Origin of the sequence: Rhodococcus sp. BP22, from assembly GCF_014281965.1 — a bacterium.
Classification (GTDB): Bacteria; Actinomycetota; Actinomycetes; order Mycobacteriales; family Mycobacteriaceae; genus Rhodococcoides.
The window spans coordinates 459,226-478,901 of record NZ_JACFTB010000001.1 but is presented as its reverse complement, the minus strand read 5'-3'; the positions used below and the strand labels follow the sequence as shown (position 1 = coordinate 478,901).

The window sequence follows — 19,676 nt, the reverse complement described above, 5'->3', positions numbered from 1 at the left end:
CAATGCCACAGGGAGTACCACTTGCGGGAACCGTTCCCGACGACGGCCTGACGACGCGTCAGCGCCGCAATCAAGCACTTCTCGCAGTGCACACCGGGCCGGGCAAGGGCAAGTCGACGGCGGCCTTCGGGATGGCACTGAGGGCGTGGAATCAAGGATTCGACGTCGGAGTATTCCAGTTCGTGAAGAGTGCGAAATGGAAGGTCGGCGAGGAATCGACGTTCAAACTGCTCGGCGAACTACACGAGACCCAGGGCACCGGCGGGGCCGTCGAGTGGCACAAGATGGGCGAAGGGTGGTCCTGGACGCGCAAGAAGGGTTCGGACGTCGACCACGCCGCCGCAGCTGCTGAAGGCTGGGCAGAAATCTCTCGAAGATTGAGCGAGGAGACGCACCGCTTCTACGTGTTGGACGAATTCACCTACCCGCTCAAGTGGGGGTGGGTGGATATCGACGAGGTGGTCGAGGTGCTCGTGAACCGGCCGGGTAATCAACACGTCGTCGTCACCGGACGTGACGCACCGCAGGCGCTGATCGATGCCGCTGACCTCGTCACCGAAATGACCAAGGTCAAGCATCCGATGGATGCAGGCCGAAAGGGTCAGCGCGGTATCGAATGGTGAGCCGTCCTGCTCCCGCTGTCGTGATCGCTGCGCCCGCATCGGGTAGCGGAAAAACTACGGTAGCCACCGGGATGATGGCTGCTCTCCGCGCCATGGGGGACCGGGTAGCGCCGTTCAAGGTGGGTCCGGATTATATAGATCCTGGATACCACTCTCTCGCTACGGGTTTGCCGGGCCGCAACCTCGATGCAGTGATGGTCGGGCGAGAGCGCATCGGCCCGCTCTTCCTCCATGGGAGTGCCGGTTGCGACATCGCGATCGTCGAGGGAGTCATGGGGCTTTTCGACGGCAAGATCGACATGACGGGTGCCGGACAGGCTTCCGCGGAGGGGTCCACGGCAGCAGTGGCCGCGATGCTCGGCGCACCTGTCGTTCTCGTAGTCGACGCTCGCGGCCACAGCCAGAGTCTTGCCGCTGTGCTGCACGGGTTCTCGACGTTCGACCCGTCGGTGCGGATCGGTGGAGTGATCTTGAATCGTGTCGGCAGCCCGAGGCACGAAGAAGTTCTGCGTCAGGCGTGTGAGCGTGTCGGTGTTCCCGTTCTCGGGTCACTACCGCGGATGACGGAACTGGCGGTCCCGTCACGGCACCTGGGACTGATCACAGCCCTCGAACACGGGAGCCGAGCCGGCGCAGCAGTGGACGCAATGGCAGAACTGGTGACACGTCACGTCGACCTGGCTGCCGTCCGGGCGTTGGCAAGATCGTCGGTCACCGGTACCGCCTGGAATCCGATCGACGAAGTGGGTGAGCCGAGCGGCGCGGGGGCAGTCGTCGCCGTGGCCGGGGGGCCCGCCTTCACGTTCGGTTACGCCGAGCATGTGGAACTCCTGCGCGCTGCAGGCTCGGAGGTGGTGGTGTTCGATCCCCTCACCGACGGATTGCCGGAGCGCACGGCGGGTGTCGTTCTGCCGGGCGGGTTTCCAGAGGAACATGCCGAGCAGTTGGCGTCGAATGAGCCTCTGCTGGCGGATATCCGCAGGGCCTCGGCTGCCGGATTGCCGATCCACGCAGAATGCGCCGGTTTGCTGTACCTGGCGCGATCCCTCGACGGCCACGCGATGGCCGGTGTCATCGACGCGGAAGCGCAATTCGGATCGAAGCTCACACTCGGCTATCGCGATGCGGTCGCACTGGGTGATTCGGTGTTGTTCGAGGCGGGGACTCGGGTGACGGGCCACGAATTTCACCGCACTGCGCTCGTCGACTTCGCGGCCGAACTCGCGCCGGCATGGGGTTGGCAGAACCCGAGCGCAGCTGCCGGCAAACGCATCGTCCGGGAGGGGTTCGTCCACGGCCGCGTCCATGCATCGTATTTGCATACGCACGCGGCAGGCAGCCCTCGATCGGTTCGGAAATTCGTGGAGGCGTGTGACCGGTTCACGCCCGTCGATGTCTGAACCGGAGTGCGCTGAATCGGACCGCGCTGAATCGATCGTCGTCGGAATCGGCGCGACGGCGGCTGCGACGGGCTCCGATATCGCGGCCGGATTCGCTTCGGTCGCCAGGTCGCAATGGACCGTGGTCGCAGTGGCGACCCTGGATCGAAAGCATTGCGCAGTGGAGTCTTTTGCTCGTTCGCTCTCAGTGCCGCTGAGCAAGTGGACGGCCGCCCAATTGGCTTCCATCGTCGTGCCGGCCCCGTCCTTACTGGTCGACGACGCCGTCGGGACTCCGAGCGTGGCAGAGGCCGCAGCAGTATTGGGAAGCGGCGGAGGCGCGCTGATTCTGGGCAAGACGAAGGTGGGTCCGGTGACCATTGCGGTGGCGGTAGCAGCGCTACTCGAGGAATAGAAAGCCTTGCGCGCCCGACTGGAACACGTTCTAATGTTGCATGCGCTTCGGTCTCGTTCTGTTCACCTCCGATCGTGGAATAACGCCTGCGGCCGCGGCCGCAGCGGGCGAGCGATTGGGATTCGACTCGTTCTACGTACCGGAGCACACGCACATCCCCGTCAAGCGTGAAGCGGCTCATCCGCAGACGGGTGACTCCTCGTTACCGGACGATCGCTACTCGCGAACTCTCGATCCGTGGGTGTCGCTGGCCGCAGCGTCTGCGGTGACGAAACGAATAGCATTGGGCACTGCCGTCGCGATACCGGTGGAGCACGACCCGATTACCCTCGCCAAAACCATTGCCTCGCTCGACCACCTCAGTGATGGCCGTGTGGTTTTGGGAGTCGGGTTCGGTTGGAACGTCGACGAATTGGTCGATCATGGAGTGCCTCCGGCCAGGAGACGGACCATGCTCCGTGAGTATCTGGAGGCGATGCGTGCACTGTGGTCGCAGGAACAAGCGGAGTTCTCGGGTGAGTTCGTCGAGTTCGGACCGAGCTGGGCGTGGCCGAAACCTGCTGCGGGACGTCATATCCCGACGCTCGTCGGTGCTGCGGGTACAGACAAAAATTTCGCCTGGATAGTTCGATCGGCGGACGGTTGGATCACCACACCGGGCGAGCAGGACATCGAGTCGAGGGTGGTTCGACTCCAGCAGTTGTGGCGCGACGGCGGCAGGGACGGTGCGCCACACATCGTCGTGCTCGACTTCAAGCCCGATGCAGAGAAGTTGGCGAGATGGGAAGAAATGGGCGTGAGTGAAGTGGTCTACGGAATGCCCGACAGATCCGAGCCCGAGGTCCTCGCATACCTCGAGCGTCTCGCTGTGAAGTTGACCGGTCGATTGGCCGTCGCCGGCAGTTGAGACGCCCCGTGAGTAGTTGAGACGCCCGTGATGACCGGCAACGGTGGCGTCTGCGTCCGAGTACGGGCACTGTAGGCACCATGAAGTCTTCTTCGCTCGTACTCGGCCCACTCGTCCGTTACGTCGGCGTCGACTCGGCGACGTTCTGGTTCGAATTCGATGCGCCCGGAACGGTAGCTGTGCGTACCGCGGTCGGCGTGGTGGGAGAAGCACGTACCTGGGGCGTGTACGGCCACCACTACGCATTGGTCGCACTGACGGGTCTGCCGGCGAACACCGCGATCACCTACGATGTGACGTTCGAAGACACGAGGATCTGGCCGGAACCGGGCGCGACCTCGGCTGTTCACACCGGAGATCCTGTCGGCCCCGTGACCTTTGCATTCGGATCATGCAGGCGAGGTGACAACTACGGTGAGGATTCACTTCGACGAATCGGTGCCGACGCACTTGCCGGTCTGGGCAATCGAATGTCCACCCAAGATCCGTCGGAATGGCCGCAAGCGCTGCTGCTACTCGGTGATCAGGTGTACGCAGACGACCCGTCGCCCGAAATCTTGGAAAGACTCCACGCGCGACGGGAAGGCGGGCAAGGGCCCGACAGCGCACGTGGTACCGATGCCGAGAACGAGATCTGCGACTTCGAGGAATACTCCTGGCTCTATCACGAATCGTGGGGTGCCGAGCCGGTGCGCACGTTGTTGGCCAGCGTCCCGTCGTGCATGATTCTCGACGACCACGATCTGCGGGACGACTGGAACTCGTCCGCGTCCTGGCGAAAGGACATCGAAACCCGGCCGTGGTGGAACGATCGCGTGGTCGGTGCATTCTCCTCGTACTGGGTTTACCAGCATCTGGGCAATCTCTCACCCGAAGAACTCGCTCGCGACGAGCTGTACGAGGCGGTACGAACGGCCGCCGACGACGCCGCGCGTGAACGCCTGCTTGCGGACTTCTCGCTATTGGTCGACCGCGACCCCTCGGCTGGACGGTGGAGCTTCTACCGCGACTTCGGTGACACCCGACTGCTCATGATCGATTCTCGTTGCTCGCGCAATCTCGACCCGAACGATCGGCAGATGGTGGACGACGCCGAATGGGCCTGGGTCCGCGAGAGCGCGCTGGAAGGCTCGCACAAACACCTACTGTTCGGCTCTTCCTTGCCGTTCTTGATGTTGCCCGCGTTGCATCACTTGGAACAGTGGAACGAGGCTGTAGCGCAGGGGAGTTGGGGTAAGAAGGCGGCCCGCGTGGCAGAGAAACTGCGTATCGCGCTCGATCTCGAACACTGGGCAGCATTCGGAAAGTCGTTCTCGGATATGGCAACTCTGACGCGCGAGCTGTCCCGGTCGACGAATCCACCGGCCAGCATCCTGTGGTTGTCGGGTGACGTGCACTGTTCCTATGTAGCGCGTGCAGACTTCGGTGTCGGGGGGAAGGAAGTCCCGGCCACTCACCAACTCACGATGTCGCCGTTCCGGAACCCGTTGAATCTGCCGATTCGGGCGGTCAACCGGTTGGCCATCAAACGGCCCGTTGCAGCTCTGATGAAGAAACTCGCCCGCGCTGCCCATGTGGGGCCGGACGACGTTCACTGGGAAGCAGAGGCCGGTCCATGGTTCGACAACGGCGTCATGTTGCTCACCACGGAAGGAGATTCAGCGCGCTTACGCGTCGAGCATGCGCATCTCGATTCGGACCGAAAGCAGATCCTGAAGACGACTGCAAAGATCGTATTGGCGCCGTGACATAGGATTTGCCTCCGTGGCTCACCTCGAACTCACCGACATCGACTACTTTCTTCCCGACGGCAGACAACTGCTCAGCGGGGTCGGGTTTCGAGTCGGAGACGGCGCGAAGGCCGCTCTCATCGGTCCGAACGGCACTGGAAAGACCACGCTGACACGGATCGTGGCCGGCGACCTCACACCCGATGATGGAAACGTCGCCAGCTCGGGATCGCTCGGAGTGATGCGCCAGTTCGTCGGTCAGTTGCGCGACGACTCGACGGTGCAGGACCTGCTGTTGTCCGTTTCGCAGCCGGGGGTACGCGCCGCAGCGAAAGCACTCGACGATGCCGAGAACGCGATGATCGACGCCGACAACGAAAAGACTCAACTGAAATACGCGAACGCGCTGTCGGATTGGGGTGACGTCGGCGGGTACGACCTGGAGCCGTTTTGGGACAAGGCGACGATGGCCGCGCTCGGGATGTCGTTCGACCGGGCGAAGTGGCGTGCGGCTTCGACCCTCAGTGGCGGCGAACAGAAACGTCTCGTTCTCGAAGCCCTGTTCGGAGGACCGGATCAGTTGTTACTGCTCGACGAGCCGGACAACTATCTGGACGTACCGGGCAAACGGTGGTTGGAGAAGACGATTCGCGAGTCCGACAAGTCGGTGCTCTTCATCAGCCACGATCGTGAACTCATCGCCAACGCCGCGACCCGGATCGTCACGCTCGAGCCTGGAATCAACGGCGCGACCTCCTGGGTGCACGGCGCTGGGTTCGAGACGTACTACGACGCTCGCGAGGATCGAAATGCCCGACTCGACGAGCTTCGTCGTCGGTGGGACGAAGAGCGCGTCAAACTCCGTGCGCTCGTCCTGCGCCTTCGGGAAAAGGCGAAGTTCAACGACGGTATCGCTGCTCGCTATCACGCTGCACAGACGCGGCTTGCGCGGTTCGAAGACGTCGGACCACCGGAAGCGGTGCCGGTCAAGCAGAAGGTCACAGTACGACTGCACGGCGGCCGAACCGCGAAACGCGCGCTGGTATGTACCGATCTGGAGCTGACCTCACTCATGAAACCGTTCGACGCCGAAGTCTGGTTCGGTGACCGAGTCGCGGTTCTCGGGTCCAACGGATCGGGTAAGTCACACTTTCTCCGGTTACTGGCCGCAGGCGGCACCGATCCCGAACGGGAGCACGAGCCGGTCACCGAACTTGTCCTCGATCCCGTCCCACACACCGGCACGGCAGTTCTGGGAGCTCGCGTGCGCCCCGGGTTGTTCGCTCAGACCCACACCCGGCCCGACCTGAACGGCAACACCTTGCTCGACATCCTGCACCTGGGCAACGAGCACCGTGACGGCATGGGCCGCGAGGCGGCGAGTCGGGCACTCGATCGCTACGGGCTCGCCCGCGCTGCCGAACAGCTCTACGACAACTTGTCCGGTGGCCAACAAGCACGCGTTCAGATCCTGCTGCTCGAGCTGTCCGGTGCGACGCTCTTGCTTCTCGACGAGCCCACCGACAACCTCGACCTGATGTCGGCGGACTCCCTCCAAGACGCCATCGCGGCATTCGAGGGGACCGTCATCGCGGTTACCCACGACCGCTGGTTCGCCCGCAGCTTCGAGCGGTTCTTGGTCTTCGGATCCGACGGCAACGTCTACGAATCCGACGAGCCAGTATGGGACGAAACCCGAGTCGCGCGGGCGCGGTAGCGTTTGCTCTCGTGGATGCGACTGATTCTCCCTACCTCGTCGGCCTGAATCTGTCAGGCAAACGCGTCGTTGTGATCGGCGGCGGGACCGTCGCGCAGCGGCGACTGCCCCTGTTGATCTCGTCCGGCGCCGAAGTGCACGTCATCACCCGGGTTGCGACTCCGGCCGTCGAAGCGATGGCAACCGCTGGTCAGGTGACGATGGAGCTGCGTGACTTCGCCGCCGGTGACATCGACGACGCCTGGTACGCCATTGCCTGCACCGACGAGGCCGAGACGAATGCCGCGATCGTGGCAGAGGCCGAGAAGTCGAGAATTTTCTGCGTTCGCGCCGACATCGCTCGTGACGGAACTGCGGTCACGCCAGCATCTGCGGACCACGACGGACTCACTCTCGGCGTTTTGGCGGGCGGTGAGCACCGGCGCTCGGCAGCGGTACGGAATGCAGTTCTAGAAGCTCTCCAGTCGGGCCTCATCACCGATTCGGCGCACGCCCCGCTGAGCGGGGTGGCCCTCGTCGGAGGCGGCCCGGGAGATCCGGATCTGATCACCGTCCGCGGCCGCCGACTCCTGGCGTACGCCGACGTCGTCGTCGCCGATCGTCTGGCGCCACCGGAGCTACTTGCCGAACTAGGACCACACGTCGAGGTCATCGATGCGTCGAAGATTCCGTACGGCCGCGCAATGGCACAGGAGGCGATCAATCAAGCATTGATCGACGGAGCCAAGGCCGGCAAGTTCGTCGTCCGCCTCAAGGGCGGTGACCCGTACGTGTTCGGTCGTGGATTCGAAGAACTCGAGGCTCTCGCCGAGGCGGGGATACCGGTGACTGTGGTCCCCGGCATCACGAGTGCGATTTCGGTGCCGTCGGCGGCAGGAGTTCCGGTGACGCACCGCGGCGTCACCCACGAATTCGTGGTCGTGAGCGGCCACCTCGCCCCGGAACATCCCGACTCACTGGTCGATTGGGGCGCGCTCGCACGCTTGAAGGGCACGATAGTGCTCCTCATGGCGGTCGAACGCATCGACAAATTCGCCGCGGTGCTCATCGAAGGTGGACGGCCCGCCTCGACTCCGGTGTTGGTGGTGCAGGAAGGGACGATGCGCACTCAGCGTGAGGTTCGAGCCGATCTCGCCACGGTGGGCAGACGCGTGAAGGAAGAGGGAATTCGCCCACCGGCAATCGTCGTAATCGGAACCGTTGCGGGTTTCTCTGTAGACCCTCGGTAACGTTAACTCTCGTGCCTGACCAATCGCAGCCCTCAGCGCCCACCACGGACATCGTGTATCCGGTGACGACCAGGGCTTTCGGCCTGGCGATCATCGTGCTCAGCGGCCTTCAGTTGATGGTGGTTCTCGACGGGACGGTCGCAAACCTGGCGTTGGCGCCGCTGCAGGCGGATCTGGGTTTGAGCGACGCCGGCCGCAACTGGGTTCTCACCTCGTACGCATTGGCCTTCGGCGGACTGATGCTTCTCGGTGGAAGACTCGGTGATGCGTTCGGTCGGAAGAAGATGTTCCTCGGCGGCGTCGTGCTGTTCACCGTGGCATCTCTGCTCTGTGGGTTGGCCATCAACGAAGCAACGTTGGTGGCTGCGCGTGCCTTACAGGGCGTTGGAGCGGCGGTAGCGTCGCCGACGGCGTTCGCCTTGGTCGCGACGACCTTTGCGCCAGGACCGGTTCGGAATCAGGCAATCGCGATCTATGCAGCGATGACCGGCGTCGGATCCATCGCAGGCCTCATCATCGGCGGCGCCTTGACCCAGGTTTCGTGGCGCTGGATCTTTCTCATCAACGTGCCCATCGGCATCGCCATCGCCATTCTGGCCATGGTGTCGCTGAAGGAAACTGCGGGCGTACGGCTTGCGCTCGACTTCCCCGGCGCGATCCTCGGCACGTTCGGCTGTACAGGTGTCGTGCTCGCCTTGAGCGAGGGAACCGAACTGGGGTGGTCGAGCCCGCTCGTCATCGGCTCACTGCTCGGCGGCCTGATACTGCTCGGACTGTTCCTCGCTGTCGAGCGAAGGGCTGAGAACCCGCTGTTGCCGTTCTCCCTGTTCGCGAACAAGAACCGCGTGGCCACGTTCGTTGCGATCTTCTTCGCAGGCGGAGTCATGTTCTGCCTCGCCGCGTTCGTAGCGCTTTTCGTCCAGGACATCCTCGGCTACAGCCCACTCAATGCGGGTCTGGCGTTCGTTCCGTTCGCCTTCGGTTTGGGTGCTGCAGCATTCATCACCTCGAAGCTCGTAGTTCGGATACAGCCCCGGTGGTTGGTCATGTCGGGCAGCGCCATCATGGTGGGGTGGTTGTTGTTCTCGGTCGCGACGATGAACGCAGACTCGTCGTACTTCCCTGGAATCTTCTTCCCGGTCATCGGGATCGGCTTCGGCGTCGGCATGGCGTCGATACCGCTGCCTCTGTGTGCCATCGCCGGCGTCCGAGCAACCGAGATCGGTCCACTGACAGCAATCGCCCTGGTCGCTCAAACCTTGGGTGGTCCCGTTGCACTGGCCGTGGTGGGTGCATTGGTCACTTCGCGAACAATTTCCCTCGGGGGAACCACCGGCCCGGCAACTCTGATGAACGAGACCCAACTCGATGCACTGAGCTCCGGCTACATGTTCGCCCTGTTCTGCTGCGCAGTCGCTGCGGTCGTCGCCGGACTCGCCGCGTTCTTCATCAAGTTCACCCCGCAGCAGGTTGCACAAGCCCAGGCTGCGCAGGACGATGTGCTCTCGACGTAACCGTCGATGCGCAGTTCGCAGCTAGACGCCGAGGACGCTCTTGGCGATGAGAAAGTAGATGACGAGTCCGGTGGAGTCGCAGAACGTCGAAATGAACGGCGTCGAGAAGACCGCTGGATCGACGCCGATCTTCTTCGCGAGAAGCGGCATTGCACCGCCGACGGTCGCAGCCAGTGTGCAGATCGCAAACAGAGTCGACCCGATGACGAACCCCAGATTCCAGTCGTAGACCAGCCCGGCGATGGTGAAGCCGAGCAACCCGAGCATTCCTCCCATCGTGGCGCCCACGCGTACCTCCCGAAACAGCACTGCGGCAATGTCACGTGGGCGCACATCGCCGACGGCCAGTGAGCGTGTCACCGTCGTTGCCGCCTGCGCCCCGGTGTTGCCGCCGGTACCCGTCAACAGCGGAATGAACAACGCCAAGGTCACCACCGCGGCCAGCGCATCCTCGAACACCTCGAGCACTTGTACGGTCAGGATTGCCGACAGTGCGAGAACCAACAGCCAGACAATGCGGGATCGCACGATCGACATGACCGGTGTACCGAGATACGGCCTGCGGAGTGGTTCGGATCCGCCCGCCCTCGCGGCATCCTCGTCCTCTGCCTCTTCGATGATGCGAGCTGCCTGCTCGATGGTGAGAATCCCGATCAGTCGATTTTCGGAATCGACCACGACGACAGCCGGGCTCCGATACTCCAGGCACATGCGCGCGGCGTCCTCCGCGGGCACATCGGCAGTGACCACGGGCTGCGCCGTCGCGAGATCCTGGACCCGGTCTGCCGGATCGGCGGTAGCAATATCGGCAAGGGTGGCGACACCGATGAGACGTCGGCTCTCGTCGGTAATCGGTAGTAGATACACCGACTCGGCTTCGGATCCGGTTTCTCGAACCTGCGCTAGCGCTTCACCAGCGGTGGTCGCCGCGTGGACGCGGATGTATTCCGGACTCATCCGCCTTCCGGTGGAGCCCTTCGCGTACCCGAGCATGGGCGCGGTCAAGTCTCGTTCGCCGGCAGACAAACCTTGCATGAGTCTTCGCGCGACATTGGAGGGCAGTTCGTCGACCAGTTCGACTCGGTTCTCGGGGCCGAGTTCCTCGAACAGGGTGATCACGTCGTTCTCGCGTAGACCTCCGAACAGCTCTCCGCGAACCGAGGCATCGAATCGGTCGAATACGTCGAGTGCCAGATCCTTCGGGAGCAACCGATACAGCACTGCTCGTTCGGCAGGATCTGCTCGTTCGAGGATTCGTGTGGCGTCCGAGGGCGACAACCCCGACACCAGTGCGGACATCCCGGCAAGATCCTTGTGTCGAAGCAGTTCGGACGCGCGGTTGATCGTATGGTCGAAGTTCGAGGACACCAGGCTATTCTGCCTGCCGGCACGTGCCTATAGGCCTAGGCGGTACACGCTGTGCGGCTCAACAGGTTTTCCGCAGGACTTGTGAAACGAATGTCGCATCGCTACGACAGTTCCGCGTCGTCCGCCGCCGCGTGCCCCGACTCCCATCCCTCGGCATCCAACCTCGGACCGCGCATGGTCCGCACTCGTGGGAAGAGTCGGTCGAATTCTTGTTCCACCGCGACCGTCTGAGCCGCCAGTATCGGTAGTAGATCGCCGGATTGTTCCGACGCTTCCTCCACCGCGTGCGCATCGGCCTCGCCGAGCCGTTCGCCGATCCTGACCCCGTATGCATAGAGAAAAGCCTTGCCGAATGCTGCCGAGGCAGAACCTTTACGTCGCTTGGCTTTGGGGGAGTGCGACAGTGAGCGTGTCGCCTGAATCAGCAACGAGGTGAACATGATCTCCGTTTGCTCGATGTCGACGGGTGAACCGACGAGCGTTGCAATCGCGTACTCCGGATCCCAGATGCTCTTGACTCGGTTGACCGTGCTCACCGCATGCAGCAGTTGGGCTTTGGGTGGAGCATGGGGGTTGTCGACATGCAGACGTTTGCTGATCACATCGACATTTCCTTCGGTCAGCAACAGCGAATCGATGGAATATCTGGTCATCAACTCCTGCGCCTTGGTGGTGAGTGTCTCCGCCTCTTCCTCGAAATCGGTGGCGTCGGCCTTGGCGAGCAGGCCACGAATCTTGCCGAGCATCTTGGTGTTCGGAGATCCGCTCGCAGGCCCGGACTTCGCGGTTCGGCTGGCCCGCCGAACCGGCCACTGCGACGGAAAGGGTCCGATTCGGGGCCACCTCGGCAGCGTCTGCCATTGGCCCAGAAGCGCAAGTACCGCAATCCACTGATCGTTGGCGGCAATGTAATCCGTTTTGCCACTCGACTTCAGCAGTGCAGCAAGAAAACTCGGTGAGGCTGTCAGTGGCCCTGCAGCCTTCGGATATGCGGCACAGATGTCGGATAGCTGGTCGACCCAGTTCTCGGGCGCCCGATCGTGCGAGTTCGTCAAATCCGATTGGTGAAGCAGGACTGCAGCGGCGAGCGAGGACACCGCGAGCGTCTGCTGACGCTTGACGATATGGAGAAGGTCGAATGGTTGCCAGCCCGCCTCGTACATCGTCTCGATCATGTTCGTCAGCGCCAACGAAGCCAGTGCCGAGGCGTCGTGGTCCTCCAACGCGATCAGGCGATCGACGACTTCGTCCACGCGCCGCAGATCCCGACTCTTGCCATAGGACACGTCGGCGCCTTGCCGGAGTAGATCCGGGACCGGGTTCATCTGGTGAGGACGATCAGTTCGGTTGCCGAAGCGACTTCCACGCTCAAGCCGGCCCCCGATGCGACTCGGGCCACCGCATGCACGTTCTTCGGCTCGGCGGTCGTCAGGGTCAGTGCACGCGCCAGCACGCCCTTGTGATGCTTGTTGAAGTGGCTCACGACAGATCTGCTGCCATCGGGTTTCTCGGTCAGCACCGTTGCCGTGACGGCGCCGGGCACCGGGCCGAGTTGCTGATACGTCCCCGAGCGCAGGTCGACGACCAGTCCATCGGACTGTGCAACAACGGTATCCGCCAACTCGGGCTTCCAATGCGAACGTAAGGTGCCGAAGCCAGGGATCGTCGATCCACCGGACAGTCGGTAGTACGGAATCGGATCGTATGCACGTACAGCCCCGAACAATGCAGATCCGATCCACAACCTCGCTGCCGCCCGTGCTCGTCCGGCCTTCGTGAACGAACGCGCGTCGAGAGCGTCATAGAGAACGCCGGTGTAGCGGCTCAGGGCGGGTGTCGTGGGGGAAGTCCACAGGGCGGCGTTGCGTCCGACTTCTTCGGTCTGTGTCGGTCCGAGACCCAGCGCGGTCGCCGATGCCTCGGGATCGCCGGCCAGCTCCACGAGCGCGTCGGCCAGCTTGTGTCGGAGTGGATTGAGCTCTGGGAGCGACAGAACTTCCAGATCCAGGGCAGAGCCGTCGCCGCCGTCCGACTTCGTCTCGGATGGGGGCAGCAGAATCAGCACGGGGAGCAACGTTACCCACCCGCAGAGCACCGACTACGCTCGTACCCCGTGATCACCCGTCTTTCGCAGCTCTTCCTCCGTACTCTTCGTGACGACCCGGCCGACGCCGAAGTCGACAGCCACAAGCTGTTGGTTCGTGCAGGTTATGTTCGTCGTATCGCCCCGGGTGTGTACTCCTGGCTGCCGCTCGGCCTGAGAGTGCTGCGCCAGATCGAAAGAGTCGTTCGTGAAGAGATGAACGCGATCGGTGCGCAGGAGATATCGCTACCGGCGCTGCTGCCGCGCGAACCGTACGAGACCACCAATCGATGGACCGATTACGGCGACGCACTGTTCAAGCTGAAGGACCGTAAGGGCAACGACATGTTGCTCGGACCCACCCACGAGGAACTGTTCGCACTGACCGTGAAGGGTGAGTACAACTCGTACAAGGACCTGCCGGTCACGCTCTATCAGATCCAGACCAAGTATCGCGACGAGGAACGCCCGCGCGCGGGCATTCTGCGCGGACGCGAGTTCGTCATGAAGGACTCCTACTCGTTCGACATGGACGAGGACGGGCTGAAGCGGTCCTATGCGGCACACCGCGAGGCCTACCAGAAGATCTTTGCTCGGCTCGGGGTCAAATACGTCATCGTGGCGGCGACATCCGGCGCGATGGGTGGAAGTGCGTCCGAGGAATTCCTCGCCGAGAGCGACATCGGCGAGGACACTTACGTGCGGTGCATCGAGTCGGGATACGCGGCGAACGTCGAAGCCGTCACGACTCCCGCGCCGGCATCGTTGCCGATCGAGGGGCAGCCTGCCGCCGTCGATCACGAGACGGGTGACACACCCACCATTGCCACGTTGGTCGAGTGGGCCAATTCGGTCGATCTGGGCCGCACCGTCACCGCCGCGGACACGTTGAAGAACCTTCTGCTCAAGGTGCGCAACGCAGACGGGGAGTGGGAGTTGCTCGCTGTCGGTCTGCCCGGCGACCGTGAGGTCGACGAGAAGCGCCTCGAAGCGTCTCTCGAGCCGGCCGAATTCGCGCTGCTCACAGACGCCGACTTCGAGGCCAATCCGTTCCTGGTCAAGGGCTACATCGGACCACGTGCGCTGCAGGCCAACGGCGTTCGCTACCTCGTCGACCCTCGTGTCGTCGACGGCACGTCCTGGATTACCGGAGCAGACGTCACGGGGAAGCACGTGGTGAACCTGGTAGCCGGACGAGACTTCACCCCGGACGGCACCATCGAAGCCGCCGAGGTACGCAACGGTGATCTGTCGCCGGATGGCCGCGGCCCGTTGGTCAGTGCGCGCGGAATCGAAATCGGCCATATCTTCCAGCTCGGCTACAAGTACACCGACGCCTTCAAGGTCGACGTACTCGGTGAGAGTGGCAAGCCGGTTCGCCTCGTCCAGGGTTCCTATGGCGTCGGCGTTTCGCGTTTGGTCGCCGTCGTCGCCGAGCAGATGCACGACGACAAGGGCCTGCGTTGGCCGGCAGAAGTATCGCCGGCGGACGTGCACTTGGTCATCGCCAACAAGGACGAAGCTGCACGTGAAGGTGCCGAGTCCATTGCGGCTGCACTCGACGCGCAGGGTCTCGACGTGCTTTTCGACGATCGGAAGGCCTCGCCGGGGGTCAAGTTCAAGGACTCCGAACTCATCGGAGTGCCGGTCGTCGTCGTCGTCGGTAGGGGATGGGCCGAAGGCAAGGTCGAACTCCGTGACCGCTTCACCGGTGAGAGCCGAGATCTCGAGACCGAGACCGCTGTCGCCGACATCGTCGAAACGGTACGTAGGACATTGTGATCGCGTGTTTCCGCGGTTCGGGTCGGTTACTCACTGGTAGCTTCGGGGCAGCCGACTAGGAAAGGTGAAAACATGGCCCACCTCACGTTGTTCGATCCCGCGACGTACGATCCGACCCAGTTCGACGACGAAACGCGGCGCCAGTTGCGATCGCTGATCGACTGGTTCGAGGATCGAGGCAAGGCCAGATTGCTCGCCGACGACCTCGATGCCGTCTGGACCAGCGACTTTCTCGACTTCGTTGCCAAGGAGAAGCTGTTCGCGACGTTTTCGACACCGGCAGCCTATGCCGATGGCGACTCCGACAAGCGCTGGGATGCGTCCCGTAATGCTGCCCTGAGCGAAATCCTCGGCTTCTACGGACTGTCCTACTGGTATGCCTGGCAGGTCACCGTACTCGGACTCGGGCCGATCTGGATGAGCGAGAACGAGGAAGCCAAGCGCCGTGCAGCGCGGGCACTGAACGGCGGGTCCGTGATGGCGTTCGGGCTATCCGAGCGCGCCCACGGTGCCGACGTCTACTCGACGGATATGTTGCTCCGGCCGTCCGAGGAAGAGGGCGTCGAGTTTCTGGCGTCGGGGGAGAAGTACTACATCGGCAACGGCAACGTCGCGGGCATGGTCTCGGTGTTCGGTCGCCGCACCGACCGCGAGGGGCCGGATGCCTACGTATTCTTCGTCGCCGACAGCAGTCATCCCAAATACGTTCTGCGTGACAACGTGATTCACGGCCAGATGTTCGTCAGTAACTTCACCCTCGAGGACTACCCGGTCCGAGCCGAGGACATTCTGCACACTGGTGCAGACGCGTTTTCCGCCGCACTCAATACCGTCAACGTCGGTAAGTTCAACCTCTGCACGGGTTCGATCGGAATTACCGAGCATGCGTTCTACGAGTCGATCACGCACGCGCACAACAGGATTCTCTATGGCAACCGGGTCACCGAATTCCCGCATGTGCGTGCAAGTTTCGTCGACGCCTATTCGCGACTGATCGCGATGAAGCTCTTCAGTGGGCGGGCCGTCGACTACTTCAGGTCCGCAAGCCTCGAGGATCGGCGCTACCTGCTGTTCAATCCGATGACCAAGGCCAAGGTGACCTCCGAAGGCGAGACCGTGGTTCGGTTGCTGCACGATGTGATCGCAGCGAAGGGGTACGAGAAGAACACGTACTTTCGTGAGGCCGCGCAGATGATCGGAACCCTGCCCAAGCTCGAAGGCACCGTGCACGTCAACGTCGCGCTCATGCTCAAGTTCATGCCGGCATACATGTTCGCCCCGATGGACTACCCCGACGTCGTGACACGTGACGACGCTTCCGACGACGCGTTCTTCTTCGCTCAGGGTCCCGCACGCGGAGCGGGGAAAGTGCGATTCCACGACTGGGAGTCGACATACGAAAAGTTTTCGCATGTTCCCAACGTCGCACGGTTCTACGAGCAGGCTTCGGCCTTCAAGACGTTCTTGACCGACACCGCACCGGATGAAGGACAGCAGGAGGATCTGGACTTCCTACTCAACGTGGGGCACCTGTTCTCGTTGGTCGTCTACGGTCATCTGATTCTGGAATCGGCAGAGAAGGTCTCCACCGAGTTGCTCGATCAGATCTTCGACTTTCAAATTCGTGATTTCTCCGGTTACGCAGTTGCTCTACACGGGAAGCCGTCCTCTACGGAGGCGCAGCAGGCGTGGGCTCTCGCGGCGATCCGCAAGCCGGTGGTCGATCCGGCTCGCTTCGACGCAGTGTGGTCCGAGGTAGTTTCCTACGACGGCGCGTACGAGATGAGGGGCTGACTCAGCGAAGTCGGCGGCGGCGGCTCACGGTTGACCGGGGAACGGGACGGTCGGCGGAGATGCACCCAGGATTTCACGCCAGTTCGCCAGTCGTAAAGCCGCTTCTGTGAGCGCAGTGACTCCGGTCTCCCGCGTGGGGCCGGACTCACTACGCTCGATGACCGACCTCCACGCGATCGAGGTGTCGATCTCGGCCTGGGCGGCTAGTTGCGCCGATGTGACGGGATCGCCGACCGGAAACGGGATGGAATATGCCGGGCTGGCAAGCGGTGGGGTGACGCTCGCGGCGCGCAACGCATCGAGGGTTGCGTCTCGACGTGCGCGGTGCGCTGCAGCGTCCGCCGCGATGAGGCCCCCACGAGCCGGATTCGAGAATGCGCCGACGACGCCGTACGCAAAGACCGCGGCGTACTCGGCGTTCAATGCGTCGACGAGTGCTTGTTGTTCGATGCCGAGATCGCTCATGGCAACACCACCGCCAGTTCGACGGCGCAGGCGGCGCTGATCGATCCCAACAGGCCTGCGCGATAACCGGATTCGCTTTTTGCCGAGTCCGCGGCACCCCGCTGAGATTCACTGAGATCGGCCTTGAGTTCCTCGATGGTCGGCGGCGGCACTGCAACCGGTGTCGACGTGGTCGACGTAGTTGCGCTCTCCTCCTCGGTGTGACCTGCGACGCGGTCGATCTCAGCGGCCAGGGCGTCGGCGTGTGCCGTTCGTTCCGTCTGCACGACGCTCAGGGGCCCAGCCAGGGTCGGACTCAGCGCAATCAGGGCGCCTGCGGCGGCCGCGTCGCGACGCGCAAGTCGGAGGTGGCCGGTGAGGGTGTCGAGTTGCGGCCCAGGGTCTGTGTCGGACGAACATCCGGCAGTTGTGGCGAGCCCGACTGCAGTGAGAGCGGCGCCACCGGTCAAGCGCAGGGCGCCACGGCGGCTGAGGGTGCGGGGGAGAGCGAACGTCGACACGGGAACATCGTGCCAGGTGCATTCTGCATCTCGTGCACCCAGGCTGGTCACGAACGCTTCCCGTTGGCGTTAGGCTGTGCGTTCGCCACTTACGGATTCCATCACACTTCTGGTGGGGTCCGACCACAACTGAACGAGGAGTTTTCGCAACGATGCCTGTTCCGTCCAAGGAGAGGGTCATCGCACTCCTGTCCGACCTGGTGACCAGCCGTGGGTTCGATTTGGAAGATGTCAACGTGGTCTCGGCAGGTAAGCACAGTGCCGTGCGCATCATGGTCGATCGCGAAGAGGGCATCGACCTCGACACGTTGCCGTCGCTCAGCCGTGAGATCTCCGACATATTCGACGCGGTGTCGGACTTCGGTGACGCTCCTTACACCCTCGAGGTAACCACTCCTGGAGTCGATCGTCCGCTCACCGAGGATCGCCACTGGCGGCGCGCACGCGGGCGGATGGTCCGATTCAAGTTGGAGAACGAGAAGTTCGACGCACGTGTCGGTCACCTCGATGGCCGATCGCTCACAGTGGTCACTCGTGACAAGGGTGTTCTCGCGACCCGAGTCGTGGAGCTCGATGACGTTGTGAAGGCTGTTGTGCAAGTAGAATTTTCGAAGCCGAAGGCAGACGAGATGGAGCTGACGGGCGGCGTTGTCGAGGGTAGGCCTGCTCCTGCCGACAACGACGAGATAGTGAACGTGGAAACACCGGAAGAAGGGTCCGACAAGTGAATATCGACATCGCGGCGTTGCGCGCCATCGAAGCGGACAAGGGGGTGTCGATCGAGACTGTCATCTCGACGATTCAGTCCGCCCTGTTGACCGCTTACCGTCACACCGAGGGCCATCAGCCCCATGCGTGGATCGACGTCAATCGCAAGACCGGCTCGGTGCGAGTGATGGCAAAAGAGATCGACGGTGACGGCAACACGATTTCTGAGTGGGACGACACCCCCCAAGGGTTCGGCCGCATCGCTGCGACAACCGCCCGGCAGGTGATCCTTCAGCGTCTGCGTGATGCCGAGCACGAGCGCTCGTACGGGGAGTATGCGACGCACGAGGGTGAGATCGTGGGCGGGGTCATTCAGCGGGACACCAGAGCAAATGCCAAGGGCACGGTCATCGTGCGGATCGGCAGCGATGCGAACGGCGCAGACGGCGTGCTGCCGCCTGCCGAGCAGGTGCCGGGTGAGAGTTACGAGCACGGCGAGCGAATCAAGTGCTACGTGGTCGGAGTCGCCCGGGGCCAGCGCGGACCGCAGATCACCCTCTCGCGTACCCACCCCAACCTCGTGCGCAAGCTGTTCGCACTCGAGGTTCCGGAGATCGCCGACGGGTCGGTCGAGATCGTCGCCGTTGCGCGCGAGTCCGGTCACCGGTCGAAGATCGCGGTCAAATCCACGGTGTCGGGTCTCAACGCCAAGGGCGCATGCATCGGGCCGATAGGTCAGCGTGTGCGTAACGTGATGAGCGAACTGGCCGGCGAGAAGATCGACATCATCGACTTCGACGAGGATCCCGCTACCTTCGTCGGGAATGCGCTGTCTCCGTCGAAGGTTGTGTCGGTCACGGTCGTGGATGCCGAGGCTCGTGCCGCACGTGTGGTCGTGCCGGAATATCAGCTGTCGCTCGCCATCGGCAAAGAGGGACAGAACGCCCGGCTGGCAGCTAGGCTGACCGGCTGGCGCATCGATATCCGCAGCGACGCGGCCACGGCACCCGAGTCCACCAGCGCGTAAGGGTGGAATGCGGAGTTCGAGGCAATACAGCGGTAGAGTGGTCGATGGTTCGGAATGAACTCTCTTCCCCGAGTCATGAGAGCATCGGTTCGGCGGTAAATCGTCAGCCGGTGAGAACATGTGTCGGGTGCAAGGAGCGAGCTCCGGCCGTCGGTCTGCTGAGAGTTGTGGTTCGTGATCCAGATTCCTCGGAATCAGTGATCGTGCCCGATGTCGACCACCGGCTTCCCGGTAGAGGTGCATGGTTGCATCTCGACCCGAGATGTCTGGAGAATGCAGAGCGGCGCCGTGCATTCGGTAGAGCGCTACGCGTGTCGGGATCTATCGACTCGTCAGCGGTCGTCTCCTTTCTCGAAGGAGTCGACGACAGAGATTCACCCCTCGAGAAGAACAGGCAACAGCACTGATGAGCACACCGTGAAGCACCAACGATGA

The 19,676-nt window shown here is 62.8% G+C and carries 18 protein-coding genes; 13 read left to right on the top strand and 5 right to left on the bottom strand.

The features are described 5' to 3' along the window. The first annotated feature begins 2 nt into the window (after positions 1-2). From cobO to H2510_RS02185, 8 genes are all read left to right on the top strand, one after another. A complete protein-coding gene (gene cobO, locus H2510_RS02220) occupies positions 3-623 on the top strand; it encodes a cob(I)yrinic acid a,c-diamide adenosyltransferase (protein WP_136169266.1) in 621 nt (206 codons plus the stop codon). Beyond that, positions 617-2,023, top strand: a complete 1,407-nt coding sequence (locus tag H2510_RS02215; protein WP_186626741.1) for a cobyrinate a,c-diamide synthase — start codon at positions 617-619, stop codon at positions 2,021-2,023. Before cobO ends, H2510_RS02215 begins: the two co-directional genes overlap by 7 nt. After that, positions 2,016-2,417 carry a cobalamin biosynthesis protein gene (locus H2510_RS02210; protein WP_186626740.1) on the top strand — a complete coding sequence of 134 codons (402 nt, stop codon included), beginning with the start codon at positions 2,016-2,018 and terminating at the stop codon, positions 2,415-2,417. The genes H2510_RS02215 and H2510_RS02210 overlap by 8 nt, the downstream gene beginning before the upstream one ends. 40 nt (positions 2,418-2,457) lie before the next feature. Continuing rightward, positions 2,458-3,324, top strand: a complete 867-nt coding sequence (locus H2510_RS02205) for an LLM class F420-dependent oxidoreductase (RefSeq protein WP_186626739.1) — start codon at positions 2,458-2,460, stop codon at positions 3,322-3,324. 80 nt (positions 3,325-3,404) lie between these two features. Next, positions 3,405-5,072, top strand: a complete 1,668-nt coding sequence (locus H2510_RS02200; RefSeq protein ID WP_186626738.1) for an alkaline phosphatase D family protein — start codon at positions 3,405-3,407, stop codon at positions 5,070-5,072. A gap of 16 nt (positions 5,073-5,088) precedes the next feature. Next, the gene (locus H2510_RS02195) at positions 5,089-6,771 is read left to right on the top strand and encodes an ATP-binding cassette domain-containing protein (protein WP_186626737.1); all 1,683 of its coding nucleotides are present in this window, start codon (positions 5,089-5,091) and stop codon (positions 6,769-6,771) included. Positions 6,772-6,782: 11 nt separating this feature from the next. Beyond that, on the top strand, positions 6,783-8,000 hold the full coding sequence (gene cobA, locus H2510_RS02190; RefSeq protein ID WP_397517308.1) for a uroporphyrinogen-III C-methyltransferase: 1,218 nt from the start codon (positions 6,783-6,785) through the stop codon (positions 7,998-8,000). Between the two features lie 11 nt (positions 8,001-8,011). Then, on the top strand, positions 8,012-9,514 hold the full coding sequence (locus tag H2510_RS02185) for an MFS transporter (protein WP_397517307.1): 1,503 nt from the start codon (positions 8,012-8,014) through the stop codon (positions 9,512-9,514). A 21-nt stretch (positions 9,515-9,535) separates the two neighbouring features. Here the strand turns inward: H2510_RS02185 and mgtE are convergent, their stop codons facing one another. From mgtE to yaaA, 3 genes are all read right to left on the bottom strand, one after another. Further along, complete coding sequence (mgtE, locus tag H2510_RS02180) at positions 9,536-10,882, bottom strand: magnesium transporter (protein WP_186626735.1); 1,347 nt, start codon at positions 10,880-10,882, stop codon at positions 9,536-9,538. 101 nt (positions 10,883-10,983) lie between these two features. Then, complete coding sequence (locus H2510_RS02175; RefSeq protein WP_186626734.1) at positions 10,984-12,207, bottom strand: DUF2786 domain-containing protein; 1,224 nt, start codon at positions 12,205-12,207, stop codon at positions 10,984-10,986. Beyond that, on the bottom strand, positions 12,204-12,947 hold the full coding sequence (gene yaaA, locus H2510_RS02170) for a peroxide stress protein YaaA (RefSeq protein ID WP_186626733.1): 744 nt from the start codon (positions 12,945-12,947) through the stop codon (positions 12,204-12,206). Before yaaA ends, H2510_RS02175 begins: the two co-directional genes overlap by 4 nt. A 48-nt stretch (positions 12,948-12,995) precedes the next feature. On the opposite strand from yaaA, the gene H2510_RS02165 reads away from it, so the two are divergent. Together H2510_RS02165 and H2510_RS02160 are read left to right on the top strand one after the other, a co-directional pair. Continuing rightward, positions 12,996-14,747: a proline--tRNA ligase gene (locus tag H2510_RS02165; protein WP_186626732.1), complete on the top strand. Its 1,752-nt coding sequence runs from the start codon at positions 12,996-12,998 to the stop codon at positions 14,745-14,747. 72 nt (positions 14,748-14,819) lie between these two features. Then, positions 14,820-16,541, top strand: coding sequence for an acyl-CoA dehydrogenase family protein (locus H2510_RS02160; RefSeq protein ID WP_186626731.1), 1,722 nt, complete (start codon positions 14,820-14,822; stop codon positions 16,539-16,541). A 24-nt stretch (positions 16,542-16,565) separates the two neighbouring features. Here the strand turns inward: H2510_RS02160 and H2510_RS02155 are convergent, their stop codons facing one another. Beyond that, positions 16,566-17,006: a ferritin-like domain-containing protein gene (locus H2510_RS02155; RefSeq protein ID WP_186626730.1), complete on the bottom strand. Its 441-nt coding sequence runs from the start codon at positions 17,004-17,006 to the stop codon at positions 16,566-16,568. Next, complete coding sequence (locus H2510_RS02150; protein ID WP_315901174.1) at positions 17,003-17,557, bottom strand: hypothetical protein; 555 nt, start codon at positions 17,555-17,557, stop codon at positions 17,003-17,005. The genes H2510_RS02155 and H2510_RS02150 overlap by 4 nt, the downstream gene beginning before the upstream one ends. Positions 17,558-17,658: 101 nt before the next feature. Between H2510_RS02150 and rimP the strand changes: the two genes are divergently transcribed. The 3 genes from rimP to H2510_RS02135 are packed head-to-tail and all read left to right on the top strand — an operon-like array spanning position 17,659 to position 19,648. Next, positions 17,659-18,234 carry a ribosome maturation factor RimP gene (rimP, locus tag H2510_RS02145; protein WP_186626729.1) on the top strand — a complete coding sequence of 192 codons (576 nt, stop codon included), beginning with the start codon at positions 17,659-17,661 and terminating at the stop codon, positions 18,232-18,234. Continuing rightward, the gene (gene nusA, locus H2510_RS02140; protein ID WP_088944595.1) at positions 18,231-19,241 is read left to right on the top strand and encodes a transcription termination factor NusA; all 1,011 of its coding nucleotides are present in this window, start codon (positions 18,231-18,233) and stop codon (positions 19,239-19,241) included. Before rimP ends, nusA begins: the two co-directional genes overlap by 4 nt. Before the next feature lie 44 nt (positions 19,242-19,285). Further along, positions 19,286-19,648, top strand: coding sequence for a YlxR family protein (locus tag H2510_RS02135; protein ID WP_186626728.1), 363 nt, complete (start codon positions 19,286-19,288; stop codon positions 19,646-19,648). Positions 19,649-19,676 lie beyond the last annotated feature (28 nt).